The organism is Cupriavidus sp. R6-3, assembly GCF_059772245.1.
The window spans coordinates 84,935-97,531 of the sequence record NZ_JCBAJO010000002.1 but is presented as its reverse complement, the minus strand read 5'-3'; the positions used below and the strand labels follow the sequence as shown (position 1 = coordinate 97,531).

The following is a 12,597-nucleotide window of genomic DNA, read 5'->3' as shown; positions in this document are numbered from 1 at the left end:
GCAGCGCTTCCCCTGACTTTTTCCAACGGACGCCGGCGTCACTACCGGCGTCGGCACGCCTGCGGGCAATCAATATGACAGGCGAGTGCGTCAGTGGCCGCGTGAACCGTGAGCGGCATTGTGCCGGCGGCGCTCAGGCTCACGTCGCCCATGTTCGATGCCGTGGCGCGGCTGGCGATGCGCCTCGCGCAGCGCAGTGCCATGCCCGTACGAGGGCTGCGCATCATGTACCACCGCAACCGCGGGCACGACGTGCACAGCGGCAGGCGCCGGCCGTGACGGGTAGAGGCCTGCCCGACCATAGCCATCATGCGTGTAGACATGCGTCTGCGCATTGGCGTAACTGAACCCGATGACCAGCGCGGTGCCGACCAGGATTGGAAGCTTTTTCATGTTTTCTCCTTTGCATGTGTAGAGGGTGGGAGCATACGACTTCTGCATTGCCGGCAGTGTTCGCGTTTCCCTACAAATGTGAGCGCTTGTAACGCTATTGCCCTGGCAATGACGCGCGAGTCGAATTTGATGACTGCCGCGTAATGCTCGGGTAATGATGGCGGCAATTTCCAAACGGAAACGCTTGCTGCCAGGCCAAGACAACACAGAAAAAATTTCCTGCACGTAATGGTCGCGTAATACGAGCTGGTCGTGAATGTCAGCCGAGGAACATCATTGGGACGAAAGCCCAACCGAACATGGATGACCAGCTTGAAATGGTTGGGTAATTGCATAGCAATCTGAAGTAAGGTCGCTGAAAGATGGCCCGCAGCGGGCCATTCTGCAAAGGCAGATCTTGGTGCAAAAGCAATCAGAACCTAGATTCACGATAACGGCATCGCCGTTTGCACACCGCTTCGCTGGTTCCCGGTCGTGTCGCGCCCTGGACCACCGCAACGGACTCCCTTCATCTAGGAGCAAAGGAGAAATTCATGCGTGTCTTATTACTCATTACCGTCATGTTGTCCGGGTGCGCGACCGTCGCTGAACGTACCGCGCACGCCGAGCGCGATATGGAGACCTCATTACGCGTTGAGGGGCCTGCTTGCGAAAAGCTCGGCTATCAGAAAGACTCGGATCCGTGGCGTGACTGCGTGTTACGCCTCAGTGCCGGAAGTGGACCGTGTATGCATCGACGGTTTTGAAACGCATGCGCCGCGAATGCCGGGGCGATTCACGGCGGGTTCGCTCTCTACACCAGCCTGACGCCTAGCGCCTGCGCATGGGTGGCGCTTACCGGTCGTCTTCAATCGACGCGCGACGCCAGCCTACGCACTGCTTGACCTTACCCCCGTGGGAAGGTCCATAGTGCAAATGAGGACGGCATCGCGGCGATCACGCCTTGGCCGAACCACGCATCCAGCGGGGAATGCATGACGACTGCAACGCCAACGTTATTTGATGACGTGTTCGCCGCGTTCCGTCTGGCATGCGCACAGCAGCAGTACGGCGTGGCCGAGCACCTCCTGGCTGCCCTGGAACAATTGGCCGGCGACAAGCATCGCATGCTCGACGAGGTCTACCTGTCGTTCGCGTCGAACTGCCCTGCGGGCAGCGCCATGTCGGACTCAACCGTGTCTCGCGCAAGATGAAGTTCCATACTCAATATGGTTCCCGCGACGGCGCTACCGCACGTCGGCTCGGAGGGGCCCAATGTGTAAGCCCATGAATCGCCTTTGGCGTCTCGTCGTGCTGCTGACCCTGGCGCTGGCTTTGCCCCTGCGGGCTCAGGCCGGGCCGTTGGACAGCTGCTGTATCGCTGGCATCGCTCAAATGCCAGCACACATACCTGCTCAAGCGGCGCAAGCCAGTGTCGAGAGCGGCAGTCCCCATGACTGCGTCAGTCAATTCAGTTGCGCCGATGACCGACATGTCAGCGGCCCATCTCGTCTTCCCTGCACGATTTCCGCTTGTGCAATCCTCGCGGGCACGCCGTTGGCCACCGCCGCCGCCACGGATGCATGGACCAGCGTGTTGGTCGCGCATCCGGAGTTCGCATATCGCTCCGTCGTTCCGCCTCGCCTCGAGCGCCCGCCCAAACGGTTCTGTCTGTAGGGCGGTCCCGCACGGCAGGGTGCCGCACTGGGTGCCATCGCACCAACGTGCTCCTGTCTGATTTCGACATTTGCAGTGTCGCCTGCCGCTCGCTGGTGGGTTTAGGCGGCGCGCTGCATACCCAGAACGAGGAACATCATGAAATTCTTTCTTCACGCGCTAGGGGGCGCCGTCGCCCTGGGGCTCTCGCTGTCAGCGGTCGCCGGTCCGGACTGGTATGTGATCGAAAAGGCTCGTAATGCCAAGCGGGCTGAGGCGCAACAACAAAAACAGCAGACGGAGGACCACGCGGCGATGATGCAAAAGTGCCGCGAAATGTTGGGGCAGCCCAAGTAACCGAGCCTGGAAACCGGCGAGCTAGTTTGCGTGGCTCGCCGGAACGCTCCCCGGATGGGCTACCCCGTCTGCATTTGATCTGCGGCAAACGGCCGCGAGGGCAAAGTGCCGAAAGCGGCCAAACGCTGCTACCATTCGGCTCAAATCGGACATCTTCAACGTGCGTACCCGTTTTCGCCGGCTTTGGCTTGCCGCCTTCCTGCTGAGTACATTCCTGACAGTTCAGCTGGCAGCGGCCGCCTACGCCTGCGCGGGCAGCCGGTATTCGATGGACGGCATGGCGGACATGGCCGGGATGACGGAGTCCTGTCCCGAGATGACGCAGAAGGCCGAAGCGCCGGCTGCCCATGATGGCTTGTGCCTGGAGCACTGCCAGCTTGGCTCCAAGTCGGCCGACCACCCCAGCCCGCAGATTCCTGCGTTCCAGCCCGTGCTTGTCAATCTGGTTGAGCCGGCGATGGTGCCGATATTCGTCAGCCAGCGAGCGGTCTACGCCGACGCGGTGCCGCGCGCGCCCCCTCGCCCCCTGCCCATTCTCCACTGCTGTTTCCGAAACTAGCCTCCGAAGCAATGCTTGCTATCGTGCCCTGAAACCATGGTGTTCAGGGTGGTCGTTGCTTAGCGGAGGCTTTATGCATTTGCGTTTTCCCTTTGCGTATGGGTGCCATCTGACGCTCGCCCTTACGCTGTTCGCCGCTGCCCATCCCGGATGGGCGCAACCCGCGGCCGCACTCTCCTTGCAGGAAGCCGTGGCGCTCGCGTCTTCCCACTCGACGGATGCCGAAACATCGCACTCGGCGGTCCAGTCCGCCATCGAGATGGCGGTGGCTGGCCGGCAGTTACCTGACCCAGTCCTGAAGGTTGGCGTCAATAACGTGCCGGCGAACGGACCCGACCGGTTTTCCCTCGGCACGGAATCGATGACGATGCGCTCGATCAGCCTGATGCAGGAGTTCACGCGATCGGCCAAGCGTGAGGCTCGCGCCCAGCGCTTCGAAGCCGAGGCGTCTTCGGCAGAGGCCCAGCGTACGGCGGCGCTGGCGACGGTGCAGCGCGGCGCCGCGACGGCCTGGCTGGACCGCTGGAACGCCGAACGTGCCTACAGCGTGCTCAATGAGCAAGCGCAATCCATCAAGCTGATGGTAGACGCGGCGCAGGCCGCCTATCGCGGCAACCGCGGCTCCCGTGCCGACATCCTGGCCGCCGAACTGGAGCTCCGTCAACTGCAAGATCGCGAAGACGAGGCCCGCGCCGCACTGGTATCAGCCCGAGCGATGCTGCGACGCTGGGTGGGCGAGGCTGCAGAACTTCCCCTGGCCGAACCCCCTGGCTTTGAGGCGCCGGCCTGGCTCAATACCTTGGATGCCGGCGGCGTGGCGCAACTGCCGGAGGTGGCGGCGGCCGAGGCACAGGTTGGCGTCGCCGAGGCGGAAAGCCGGGTCGCTCGGGAGAACAAGATCCCGGATGTGAGCGTGGAACTGATGTACAGCCAGCGCGGCCCCGCCTACTCCAACATGGTTTCGCTCAACGTCTCACTGCCGCTTCCCTGGGACCAGAAGCATCGCCAGGATCGGGAACTGGCCGCAAAGCTTGCGCAGGCCGACGCCGCGCGCGCGCAAGCCGAAGTCGTACGCCGCGGCTTGCTCGGGCAGTTGCGCGGCAAGCAGGCAGAGCTGGCGCTCAGCCAGGCGCGGCTCGAGCGCTATCGGAGCACCACGGTGCCGCTGGCCAAGGCACAGACCGAAGCGGCCCTGACTGCCTATCGAGCGGGTGCCGGCACCCTGACCGCCGTGGCCGATGCCAGCCGCAAGGCGCTCAATATTTCGCTTGAGCGCCTCAAACTTGAGGCCGCCACCGCCCGACTCTGGGCGGACCTGACCTTCCTGATGCCGTTACCCACCGCAGTCCAGCCCACGTCACTGCAAGGAGCTCAACCATGAACAAGACCACGATTGCACGGACGGTGGCAGGCCTGATGGTGGTGGCAAGCGTTGGGGCTGCCTATTACCTCGGTCAACAGCAAGGGCGCCAGCAGTCGCCCGCGTCGGCAACCTCTGGCAGCAGCGCCAGCGGTGCCGCCCTCAAGGCTGGGGACATTGACCCGAAAACTGGCAAGCGCATTCTCTACTGGCACGACCCGATGGTGCCCGGACAGCGCTTTGACAAGCCGGGCAAGTCGCCGTACATGGATATGCCGTTGTCGCCGGTGTACGAAGAAGCCAGCGGCGGCGCGGCCGTCACCATCGACAGCCGCGTGACACAGAACCTTGGCATCCGCACGATCGAGGTGAAGACCGGCCGACTCGAGGCCGCACTTCAAGTGCCGGGCAATGTCGCGTTCAATGAACGCAGCATCGAAGTGCTGCAGGCCCGCACCAGCGGATTCGTGGAGCACGCGTACGCTCGGACCACCCTCGATCCGGTCAGCAAAGGTCAAGCGTTGGCGCAAATCTATGCGCCGGAATGGGTCGCGGCGCAGGAGGAATATCTGGCCGTGAGCCGGATGGACGGCAGCCTCCAGCGCGAGCTGCGCGAGGCCGCCATTGCGCGCATGCGTCAGGTGGGCATGACCGAGAGTCATATCCGGTTGGTGCAGTCCACCGGCAAACTGCAGCCGCGGCTGACGGTCACCAGTTCGGTCGACGGCATCGTCACCGAAATCGGTGCGCGCGATGGCATGACGGTTTCGCCGGGAACGACCCTGTTTCGCATTGCGAGCCTAGCAACCGTTTGGGTGATCGCCGAGGTGCCTGAGAGTCAGGCCGCCCCGTTGCGGCCCGGCCAGACCGTGTCGGCCACCGCGGCAGCCTTGCCCGGCCAGACGCTGTCGGGCAAGGTCGACGCCATCCTGCCAGATATCAGCGCCGGTACCCGCACGGTCAAGGTGCGCATCGAATTGCAGAACAAGGCCCGTCAGCTCTTGCCCGGCATGTTTGTCTCGGTGCGCTTTGACGCCGCTCCTGGGCCGGATCGCCTGCTCGTGCCCACCGAGGCGCTGATCCGTACCGGCACACGCACGGTCGCGATGGTGGCATCCGGCCAGGGCGGGTTCAGCCCCGTGGAGGTCAAGACCGGCGCGGCTGCAGGCGGCCAAACCGAAGTCATTGAGGGCCTCAAAGCGGGCCAGAAGGTGGTCGTGTCCGGACAGTTCCTGATCGACTCGGAGGCGAGCCTGCGCGGCACCGCGCAGCGCATGACCGCGCCCACGGCCGCCTCTGCAGCCGGCGCGTCGGCGCCTGGCGCCGCTGCAGCGCCCGGGCCGGAACATCAAGGCGTCGGCCGGATCGAGACCGTCACCGAGCAGAGCATGACGATCTCCCATGGCCCCATTCCGTCGGCGCAGTGGGGCGCCATGACGATGGAGTTTGCCGCGCCGCCAGCCGGCATGCCCAAGGGATTCAAGCCAGGGGATCAGGTCCGGTTCCGCTTCGGACTGGACAAGGACGGCGTGGCGACCCTGTCCGCGGTCGAGTCGGCCGCCGCCGTTGCAGGAGCGAAGCCATGATTGCCCGGCTCATCCTCGCCTCCATCCGCAATCGCTTCCTGGTGCTGCTCGCCACGGTCATGGTGACCGCCTGGGGGCTTTGGGCGGTACAGAGTACGCCGCTTGACGCGCTGCCAGACCTGTCCGACGTGCAAGTGATCATCCGCACGCCCTTCCCTGGCCAGGCGCCGCAGATCGTGGAAAACCAGGTGACCTATCCGCTCACCACGACCATGCTATCGGTGCCCGGCGCCAAGACCGTGCGCGGCTACTCGTTCTTCGGTGACTCCTATGTCTATGTGCTGTTCGAAGACGGCACGGACCTGTACTGGGCGCGCTCGCGCGTGCTCGAGTACCTGAATCAGGTGCAGTCGCGGCTGCCGGCGGCAGCCAAGCCCGCGCTCGGTCCCGATGCAACCGGCGTCGGCTGGATCTATGAGTATGCCTTGGTGGACAAGACCGGCCAGCATGACCTCAGCCAGCTACGGGGGCTGCAGGACTGGTTCCTGCGCTTCGAGCTCAAGTCCCTGCCCAACGTCGCCGAAGTGGCCTCGCTCGGCGGCATGGTCAAGCAATACCAGATCGTGCTGATGCCGGATCGACTGCGCGCCTATAACCTATCGCAGGCCAAGGTGCTGGCAGCGCTCAAGGGCGCCAACCAGGAAACCGGCGGCTCGGTGCTGGAGTTGGGCGAAGCGGAGTACATGGTGCGGGCGACCGGCTATCTGAAAACGCTGGACGACTTTCGCCAGATTCCGCTGGTCACCAGCGACGCCGGCATCCCGGTACGGCTGGGTGACGTTGCCACTGTGCAGCTCGGCCCCGAGATGCGGCGTGGCATTGCCGAGCTGAATGGCCAGGGCGAAGTGGCCGGCGGCGTCATCGTGCTGCGCTCGGGCAAGAACGCCCTGGAGACCATTGAAGCGGTCAAGGCCAAGCTCGCCACCCTACAGAAGAGCCTGCCCAAGGGCGTCGAGATCGTTACGACGTACGACCGCTCGGCACTGATCAAGCGGGCGGTGGCCAATCTCACCACCAAGCTGATCGAGGAATTTGCGGTCGTGGCGCTGGTCTGCCTGGTGTTCCTGTTTCACCTGCGCTCGGCGCTGGTGGCCATCGTCTCGCTACCGCTGGGCGTGCTGGCCGCCTTCCTGGTGATGCGCTACCAGGGCGTCAATGCCAACATCATGTCGCTGGGTGGGATTGCCATCGCCATCGGCGCGATGGTCGATGCCGCGGTGGTCATGATCGAGAACGCGCACAAGCATCTCGAGCACTGGCATGCCGACAATCCGCAGCGCGAACTCAGCGCCCATGAACACTGGCGCGTCATCGGCAAATCTGCCGCCGAGGTTGGGCCGGCCCTGTTCTTCTCGCTGCTGATCATCACGTTGTCGTTCATTCCGGTGTTCACGCTGGAGGCGCAGGAGGGCCGGCTCTTCTCGCCGCTGGCCTTCACCAAGACCTATTCCATGGCAGCCGCTGCCGGATTGTCCGTCACCTTGGTACCGGTGCTGATGGGTTACATGATCCGCGGAAAAATTCCGTCGGAGCAGGCCAATCCGCTCAATCGCTGGCTGATTCGCGGCTACCAGCCATTGCTCGGCAAGGTGCTCACGTATCCGAAGACCACGCTGGCGATCGCCGCCGTGCTGCTGATCGCCACCGCGTGGCCCATTATGCGCATTGGCGGCGAATTCATGCCGCCCCTGGATGAAGGCGATCTGCTCTACATGCCCTCCGCGTTGCCAGGTCTCTCTGCAGGCAAGGCCTCCCAGCTCCTGCAGCAGACTGATCGGCTCATCAAGACAGTGCCAGAGGTCGCGACGGTGTACGGCAAGGCGGGCCGCGCCGATACCGCCACCGATCCGGCGCCGATCGAGATGTTCGAGACCACCGTCCAGTTCAAGCCCAAGGACCAATGGCGTGCCGGCATGACCACCGACAAGCTGGTGGAGGAGCTCGATCGGGTCGTCAGGGTGCCAGGGCTGTCCAACATCTGGGTGCCACCGATCCGCAACCGCATCGACATGCTCGCCACCGGCATCAAAAGCCCGGTGGGGATCAAGGTCGCCGGTACGGACCTGAAGGAAATCGATCGACTGGCCACGCGCATCGAGGAGGCCGTCAAGTCGGTTCCCGGAGTCACCTCCGCGCTGGCCGAGCGGCTCACTGGCGGGCGGTACATCGACGTCGATATCGACCGGGCGGCTGCGGGCCGGTATGGCCTGAACATTGACGACGTTCAGGCGATCGTCTCGTCGGCCATCGGTGGCGAAAACGTCGGCGAAGTGGTCGACGGGCTTGCGCGCTTTCCGATCAATGTCAGGTATCCGCGCGACTATCGGGACTCCATCGAGCAACTGCGCAGACTACCGATCGTGACCGACAAGGGGCTGCAAATCACGCTGGCCGACGTTGCGCGCATCCAGGTTGTGCAAGGGCCGCCCATGTTGCGCAGTGAAAATGCGCGGCTCTCCGGGTGGATCTACGTCGACATTCGCGGCAGGGACCTGCGCTCTGCCGTGCAAGACATGCAGGTGGCAGTCGCCAGAGCCGTCCCGATGCCAGCCGGGTACTCCCTGAGCTGGTCGGGACAATTCGAGTATCTCGAGCGCGCCACCGCGAAGCTGAAGGTAGTGGTCCCGTTCACCCTGCTGATCATCTTCGTCTTGCTCTACCTGGTATTCGGCCGGCTGGATGAGGCGCTGCTCATCATGGGCACTCTACCGCTGGCCTTAATCGGCGGCTTCTGGCTACTCTATCTGCTGGGATACAACCTGTCGGTGGCCGGGATTGTCGGCTTCATTGCACTGGCCGGGGTCGCTGCGGAATTCGGCGTCATCATGCTGCTCTATCTGAAGCATGCCTGGCAGGAACGGCTCGAGGATGGGCAAAACAGTCTTGCGGCCCTGCTCGATGCCATCCAGGAAGGCGCCGTGCTGCGTGTGCGCCCGAAAGCGATGACCGTAGCTGTAATTCTGGCCGGCCTGCTTCCGATCATGTGGTCGCACGGAACCGGCTCAGAAGTGATGCAGCGCATCGCTGCACCGATGGTCGGCGGCATGGTGACGGCGCCGCTGCTGTCCATGTTTGTGGTCCCGGCGGTGTATCTGCTGCTACGCCGCCGTCAGATCAAGCAGGCTTCCCTTTCCCCCAACCTCACACCTCAGGAGGAATCACAATGAAACACCTCAAGACCCTCGCCGCCGCCCTGGCCATCATTGCCGCGCCGGCCGTGTTCGCCGCGGGTTCGATGGACGGCATGGACATGAAGGCGCCCGCCGCCTCGCAACAGGCAGCTCGGCCGGTGCCCGCAGAAATCAAGAAGATTGATGCGCAAACCGGGAAGGTCACGCTCAAGCACGGCCCGATCGAGAATCTGGGCATGCCCGGCATGACCATGGTGTTCCCGGTCAAGGATCGCGCCTCGCTTGGCAAGTTCAAGGAAGGCGATGCCGTGTCGGTGACATTCGACAAGGTGGATGGCGCGCCGACGGTCGTGGATATGCAGCGCAAGTAATCGCCCCATGCGCGCACGGGTTCGCCGCCGGCGGCCGTGCGCGTCACGGCATGGCCTAGCAACGTCACGCTGGCAGCCATGGGCGCCACTGCGCAACGATCCTGGCAAGCCAACTCCGAATCGAATCAGACCGTGCGCCACAACCCTTTTGATCTGCCCCACGATGTCCTCGTCGTCGTCCTGAGCTCACTGGCCATCCTCCTTTGTATGCTCGGACTGTTTGCTTGGTATCTGCGACGACGGCACGGCCCCCGGCGAATTCGCGACCAGCATGGCACGGTCTCGCGCAAGCGCACCAGGAAGTCGAGCAGACGGAGCAAATAGCGGTCGGAAAGGGGGCGTCCACTGGTTACCTCCTTGCAATGGCTCGCACGGCTGGGGGCTTCCATTCCGGTGCCCAGGCGCCGCTACGTTGCTTACCCGGACTAGCAACAGCTCAGACCGCCCATCATGCGCTGATGCATCAAAAGCATCCCTACCACACCAAGGATGGCAATCACGCCGACGGCGGCGCACACAATCAAGATGACTTTCCAAATTGACGATTTGTTCATACTCTCGCTCCTAGCGGCCTGTGTACGCTTTCGCGCCAATTGATGTGCCGCACCTGGTGCTGATCGTCGCCCCTGATTTCCTTGACAAGGATCTTTTGTATGACTGTTTGGTAAGCGGTCTTTTGAGGGCGTCCCTTGCGGCCGCCGGCGGTATCCGCTAGGCGTCTGAGGACTTGAGCGTCCAGGGCAGCAGAGCCTCGTAGTCGTCGGCGGTCTGTGCGTGTGGCAACGCCTTGAACAAGGCAACGAGATACTGATACGGATCGACGTCGTTGGCCTTGCAGGTTTCCACCAGTGAGTAAAGACTTGCGCTGGCGTTGGCACCGGCCACGGTGTCGCAGAAGAGGAAGTTTCTCCGTCCGATCACGAATGGCCTAATCGCGTTCTCGCAGGGATTGTTCGAGATCGGCCAAGTTCCGTTCTCGATGTAGCGCACGAGCTTTGGCCACTGCCCATGCAGGTAGTGCAGCGCCTTGCCGAACAGGCTTTGCGGCAGTACGGTATGCAGGTGTTGCAGCAGCATCGTTTCGATCTCGGCCAGCAGCGGCTGGCTTTGTTCGGCGCGAACTTGCTGCCGTTGTTCCGGCCTCATCTCGAGCGTGTGGCGTTCGATGGCAAACAGCTTGCCGATGCGCTGCAGGAATCCGGTGACCGTGTGGTCGGCGCGCTTGTCCTTGGGCAAGGCTTGCTCCGCCTCGACCAGGTAGCGCCGCGCGTGCGCCCAGCATCCGAGGTGCACCAACTGATAGGTGTTTGCGACGTCGTCGTATGGTGCATAGCCGTCGGTCATCAACACCGACCCAGGCTTGATGCCGGCATAGAGAGCCGTAGCCTGCTTTGTCTCGCGTGTGGGGCTATAGGCAAACAACCGTACCGGCGGGCCCGTGCCATTCATCTGCGCCCATAGGAAGCTCTTTCTCTGGGCAGGCCTGCCGGACTCCTTGAGCACCTGTACCGTTGTCTCATCACCGTACACGACGTCTGCTTCCAGCAGATGGTCACGCAGCAGGTTGATGATTGGCTGCACCGCTTGGCCTACTCGCACTATGCTTGCGGCCAGGGTGCCGCGAGAGAGGTCCCCGCCGAAGCGATGCAGCAGCGCTGCCTGGCGGTACAGCGGCAGGCCATCCTGATACTTCGAGGTGATGCACCAGGCCAGCGCCGATTCGGTAAGGAGTCCCTTGGGAATAATGCGTGCCGGTGCCGGCGTCGTCTTGATGCCGCCGTCGCAGCATGGGCAGGCGTACTTGACCCGCTGGTGCTGGATCACGCGGACCTGTTGCGGCACGATGTCGAGCTGTTCGCTGACCTCAACGGCAATCTCGACCAGAGTCTGGCCATCGAGGGGGCAGACGCGTTCCGATTCGGGTAGTTCGTGACGAACCTCGACACGGGGCAGCGCCGGGTCGAGCGGCTTACGGCCACGCTTCTTGCGTGTGTGCCCGGCCACTTCGGTCTCGGGCGTACCTTCTTCTTCCTGCGCCGGCTGCGCGGCCGCTGCCGCCATGGCTTCGGCCTCATTGAGGAACAAGTCCTTCTGCTCCGAGCCTCGCGCCTCGCTCTTGGCGGCGAACAGCTTACGCTGGAACGCCTTGAGCTGTTCCAAGAGCAGGTCTCGCTGGACCGTCATCACACGCAGCTCGCCCTTGATTGCCTCGCGTTCCGCGAGTATTGCCTTGAGCTCGCGCTCGGCGTCTCGCAACAGTTGCAGCTCGGCGGCGGTAACGGTGACGGGCGTGGATGGCATGGCGGGTTAGACCGCTGCCGCCAAGCAGCGTTCACGCAGCGCGATGGTATTCTCGGTGCGGGTGCCGGCGCATCGCCTCGATGTCGATTCCCTCGAGCAGCCAGTGCAACTGTTCGACCGTCAGCGTGGCCACCGACGCCTCGCGTGGCCAAGCAAACCGGTCCGCCTCCAATCGCTTCAACAGTAGCCAGAAGCCGTTGCGATCCCAGCCGAGAATCTTGATGCGATCGGCCCGCTGGTTGCGGAACACAAATACAGCAGATGCAAACGGATCCAGCCCGAGCGCCTGCTCGACCAGCAGTGCCAGGCCGTTGATGTTCTTACGGAAGTCCACAGCGTCGCGATGCAGGTACACCCGCAGCCCAGCGTCGAGGCGGAACATCAATGGCCTCCATTCAGGGCTTCGATCATTGCCCTTACGAGCGCCACGTGTCGCTCGTCGCATTCGAGCTCGAGTGATACCCCGTTGGGTAGCTTCGCGCTCAAGAGTGCCAGCGGTAGCGCTCGCTGCGGTGGCGAATCGGCAGTCGCTGAGGCCGCTTCGCGGCGAGGCACCACGACCTTTGCAGGTGTCTCGATCGGCCGCGAATCCAGAACCTCCTGGACAACCGGCACGAATGCCGGCAATGCACCTCGCGCCTGCGCTGAATCTCGGTACTCCCGAATCCATTTGCGCAACTGATTAGCGTTGATGCCAGCCTTGAGAGCCGTGCCCGAAACCGATGCTCCCGATTGAAGGCAGAACTCAATCAGACGCCGCTTGGCCGCTGGCTCGTAGTCGCGCTTCCCATTGGAGCGGACTCGCACCGCCTGCAGCGGAAATAGGTCAATCTCGTCTTGGATCATGTTTGCGTCCGCAAAGTCTTTGCGGACGCAAGCCTGCCAACGTTCAGCCTTCAATACC

At 63.2% G+C, this 12,597-nt stretch carries 11 protein-coding genes; 7 read left to right on the top strand and 4 right to left on the bottom strand.

What is annotated here, in order from left to right; translation table 11 throughout:
* Positions 1-90: 90 nt before the first annotated feature.
* Entirely contained in the window at positions 91-393 is a 303-nt protein-coding gene (locus AC6EI8_RS01060; RefSeq protein WP_035862553.1) for a hypothetical protein, read from the bottom strand.
* 974 nt (positions 394-1,367) lie between these two features.
* On the opposite strand from AC6EI8_RS01060, the gene AC6EI8_RS01055 reads away from it, so the two are divergent.
* The 7 genes from AC6EI8_RS01055 to AC6EI8_RS01025 all read left to right on the top strand — a co-directional run bounded on the left by AC6EI8_RS01055 (position 1,368) and on the right by AC6EI8_RS01025 (position 9,392).
* Positions 1,368-1,586 carry a hypothetical protein gene (locus AC6EI8_RS01055; protein ID WP_116359815.1) on the top strand — a complete coding sequence of 73 codons (219 nt, stop codon included), beginning with the start codon at positions 1,368-1,370 and terminating at the stop codon, positions 1,584-1,586.
* 601 nt (positions 1,587-2,187) lie between these two features.
* The gene (locus tag AC6EI8_RS01050) at positions 2,188-2,385 is read left to right on the top strand and encodes a hypothetical protein (RefSeq protein ID WP_053821766.1); all 198 of its coding nucleotides are present in this window, start codon (positions 2,188-2,190) and stop codon (positions 2,383-2,385) included.
* A 160-nt stretch (positions 2,386-2,545) separates the two neighbouring features.
* Positions 2,546-2,944, top strand: a complete 399-nt coding sequence (locus tag AC6EI8_RS01045; protein ID WP_116359814.1) for a copper resistance protein — start codon at positions 2,546-2,548, stop codon at positions 2,942-2,944.
* A 73-nt stretch (positions 2,945-3,017) separates the two neighbouring features.
* Positions 3,018-4,325: a TolC family protein gene (locus AC6EI8_RS01040; protein ID WP_116359813.1), complete on the top strand. Its 1,308-nt coding sequence runs from the start codon at positions 3,018-3,020 to the stop codon at positions 4,323-4,325.
* Positions 4,322-5,890, top strand: coding sequence for an efflux RND transporter periplasmic adaptor subunit (locus tag AC6EI8_RS01035; RefSeq protein ID WP_053821765.1), 1,569 nt, complete (start codon positions 4,322-4,324; stop codon positions 5,888-5,890). Before AC6EI8_RS01040 ends, AC6EI8_RS01035 begins: the two co-directional genes overlap by 4 nt.
* Entirely contained in the window at positions 5,887-9,057 is a 3,171-nt protein-coding gene (locus tag AC6EI8_RS01030) for an efflux RND transporter permease subunit (RefSeq protein ID WP_053821764.1), read from the top strand. Before AC6EI8_RS01035 ends, AC6EI8_RS01030 begins: the two co-directional genes overlap by 4 nt.
* Entirely contained in the window at positions 9,054-9,392 is a 339-nt protein-coding gene (locus AC6EI8_RS01025; protein ID WP_053821763.1) for a copper-binding protein, read from the top strand. The genes AC6EI8_RS01030 and AC6EI8_RS01025 overlap by 4 nt, the downstream gene beginning before the upstream one ends.
* A 711-nt stretch (positions 9,393-10,103) precedes the next feature.
* Here AC6EI8_RS01025 and tnpC read toward each other — a convergent pair.
* The 3 genes from tnpC to tnpA are packed head-to-tail and all read right to left on the bottom strand — an operon-like array spanning position 10,104 to position 12,539.
* The gene (tnpC, locus tag AC6EI8_RS01020) at positions 10,104-11,693 is read right to left on the bottom strand and encodes an IS66 family transposase (RefSeq protein WP_034021473.1); all 1,590 of its coding nucleotides are present in this window, start codon (positions 11,691-11,693) and stop codon (positions 10,104-10,106) included.
* 31 nt (positions 11,694-11,724) lie between these two features.
* The gene (tnpB, locus tag AC6EI8_RS01015; protein WP_017514072.1) at positions 11,725-12,075 is read right to left on the bottom strand and encodes an IS66 family insertion sequence element accessory protein TnpB; all 351 of its coding nucleotides are present in this window, start codon (positions 12,073-12,075) and stop codon (positions 11,725-11,727) included.
* On the bottom strand, positions 12,075-12,539 hold the full coding sequence (gene tnpA, locus AC6EI8_RS01010) for an IS66-like element accessory protein TnpA (protein ID WP_017514071.1): 465 nt from the start codon (positions 12,537-12,539) through the stop codon (positions 12,075-12,077). The genes tnpB and tnpA overlap by 1 nt, the downstream gene beginning before the upstream one ends.
* Between the last annotated feature and the right edge of the window lie 58 nt (positions 12,540-12,597).

Coding starts and splice junctions, on each gene's coding strand:
- tnpC (WP_034021473.1), bottom strand. CDS start 11,693: ATGCCATCCACGCCCGTCACCGTTACCGCCGCCGAGCTGCAACTGTTG.
- AC6EI8_RS01025 (WP_053821763.1), top strand. CDS start 9,054: ATGAAACACCTCAAGACCCTCGCCGCCGCCCTGGCCATCATTGCCGCG.
- AC6EI8_RS01050 (WP_053821766.1), top strand. CDS start 2,188: ATGAAATTCTTTCTTCACGCGCTAGGGGGCGCCGTCGCCCTGGGGCTC.
- tnpB (WP_017514072.1), bottom strand. CDS start 12,075: ATGTTCCGCCTCGACGCTGGGCTGCGGGTGTACCTGCATCGCGACGCT.
- AC6EI8_RS01060 (WP_035862553.1), bottom strand. CDS start 393: ATGAAAAAGCTTCCAATCCTGGTCGGCACCGCGCTGGTCATCGGGTTC.
- AC6EI8_RS01030 (WP_053821764.1), top strand. CDS start 5,887: ATGATTGCCCGGCTCATCCTCGCCTCCATCCGCAATCGCTTCCTGGTG.
- tnpA (WP_017514071.1), bottom strand. CDS start 12,539: ATGATCCAAGACGAGATTGACCTATTTCCGCTGCAGGCGGTGCGAGTC.
- AC6EI8_RS01055 (WP_116359815.1), top strand. CDS start 1,368: ATGACGACTGCAACGCCAACGTTATTTGATGACGTGTTCGCCGCGTTC.
- AC6EI8_RS01040 (WP_116359813.1), top strand. CDS start 3,018: ATGCATTTGCGTTTTCCCTTTGCGTATGGGTGCCATCTGACGCTCGCC.
- AC6EI8_RS01035 (WP_053821765.1), top strand. CDS start 4,322: ATGAACAAGACCACGATTGCACGGACGGTGGCAGGCCTGATGGTGGTG.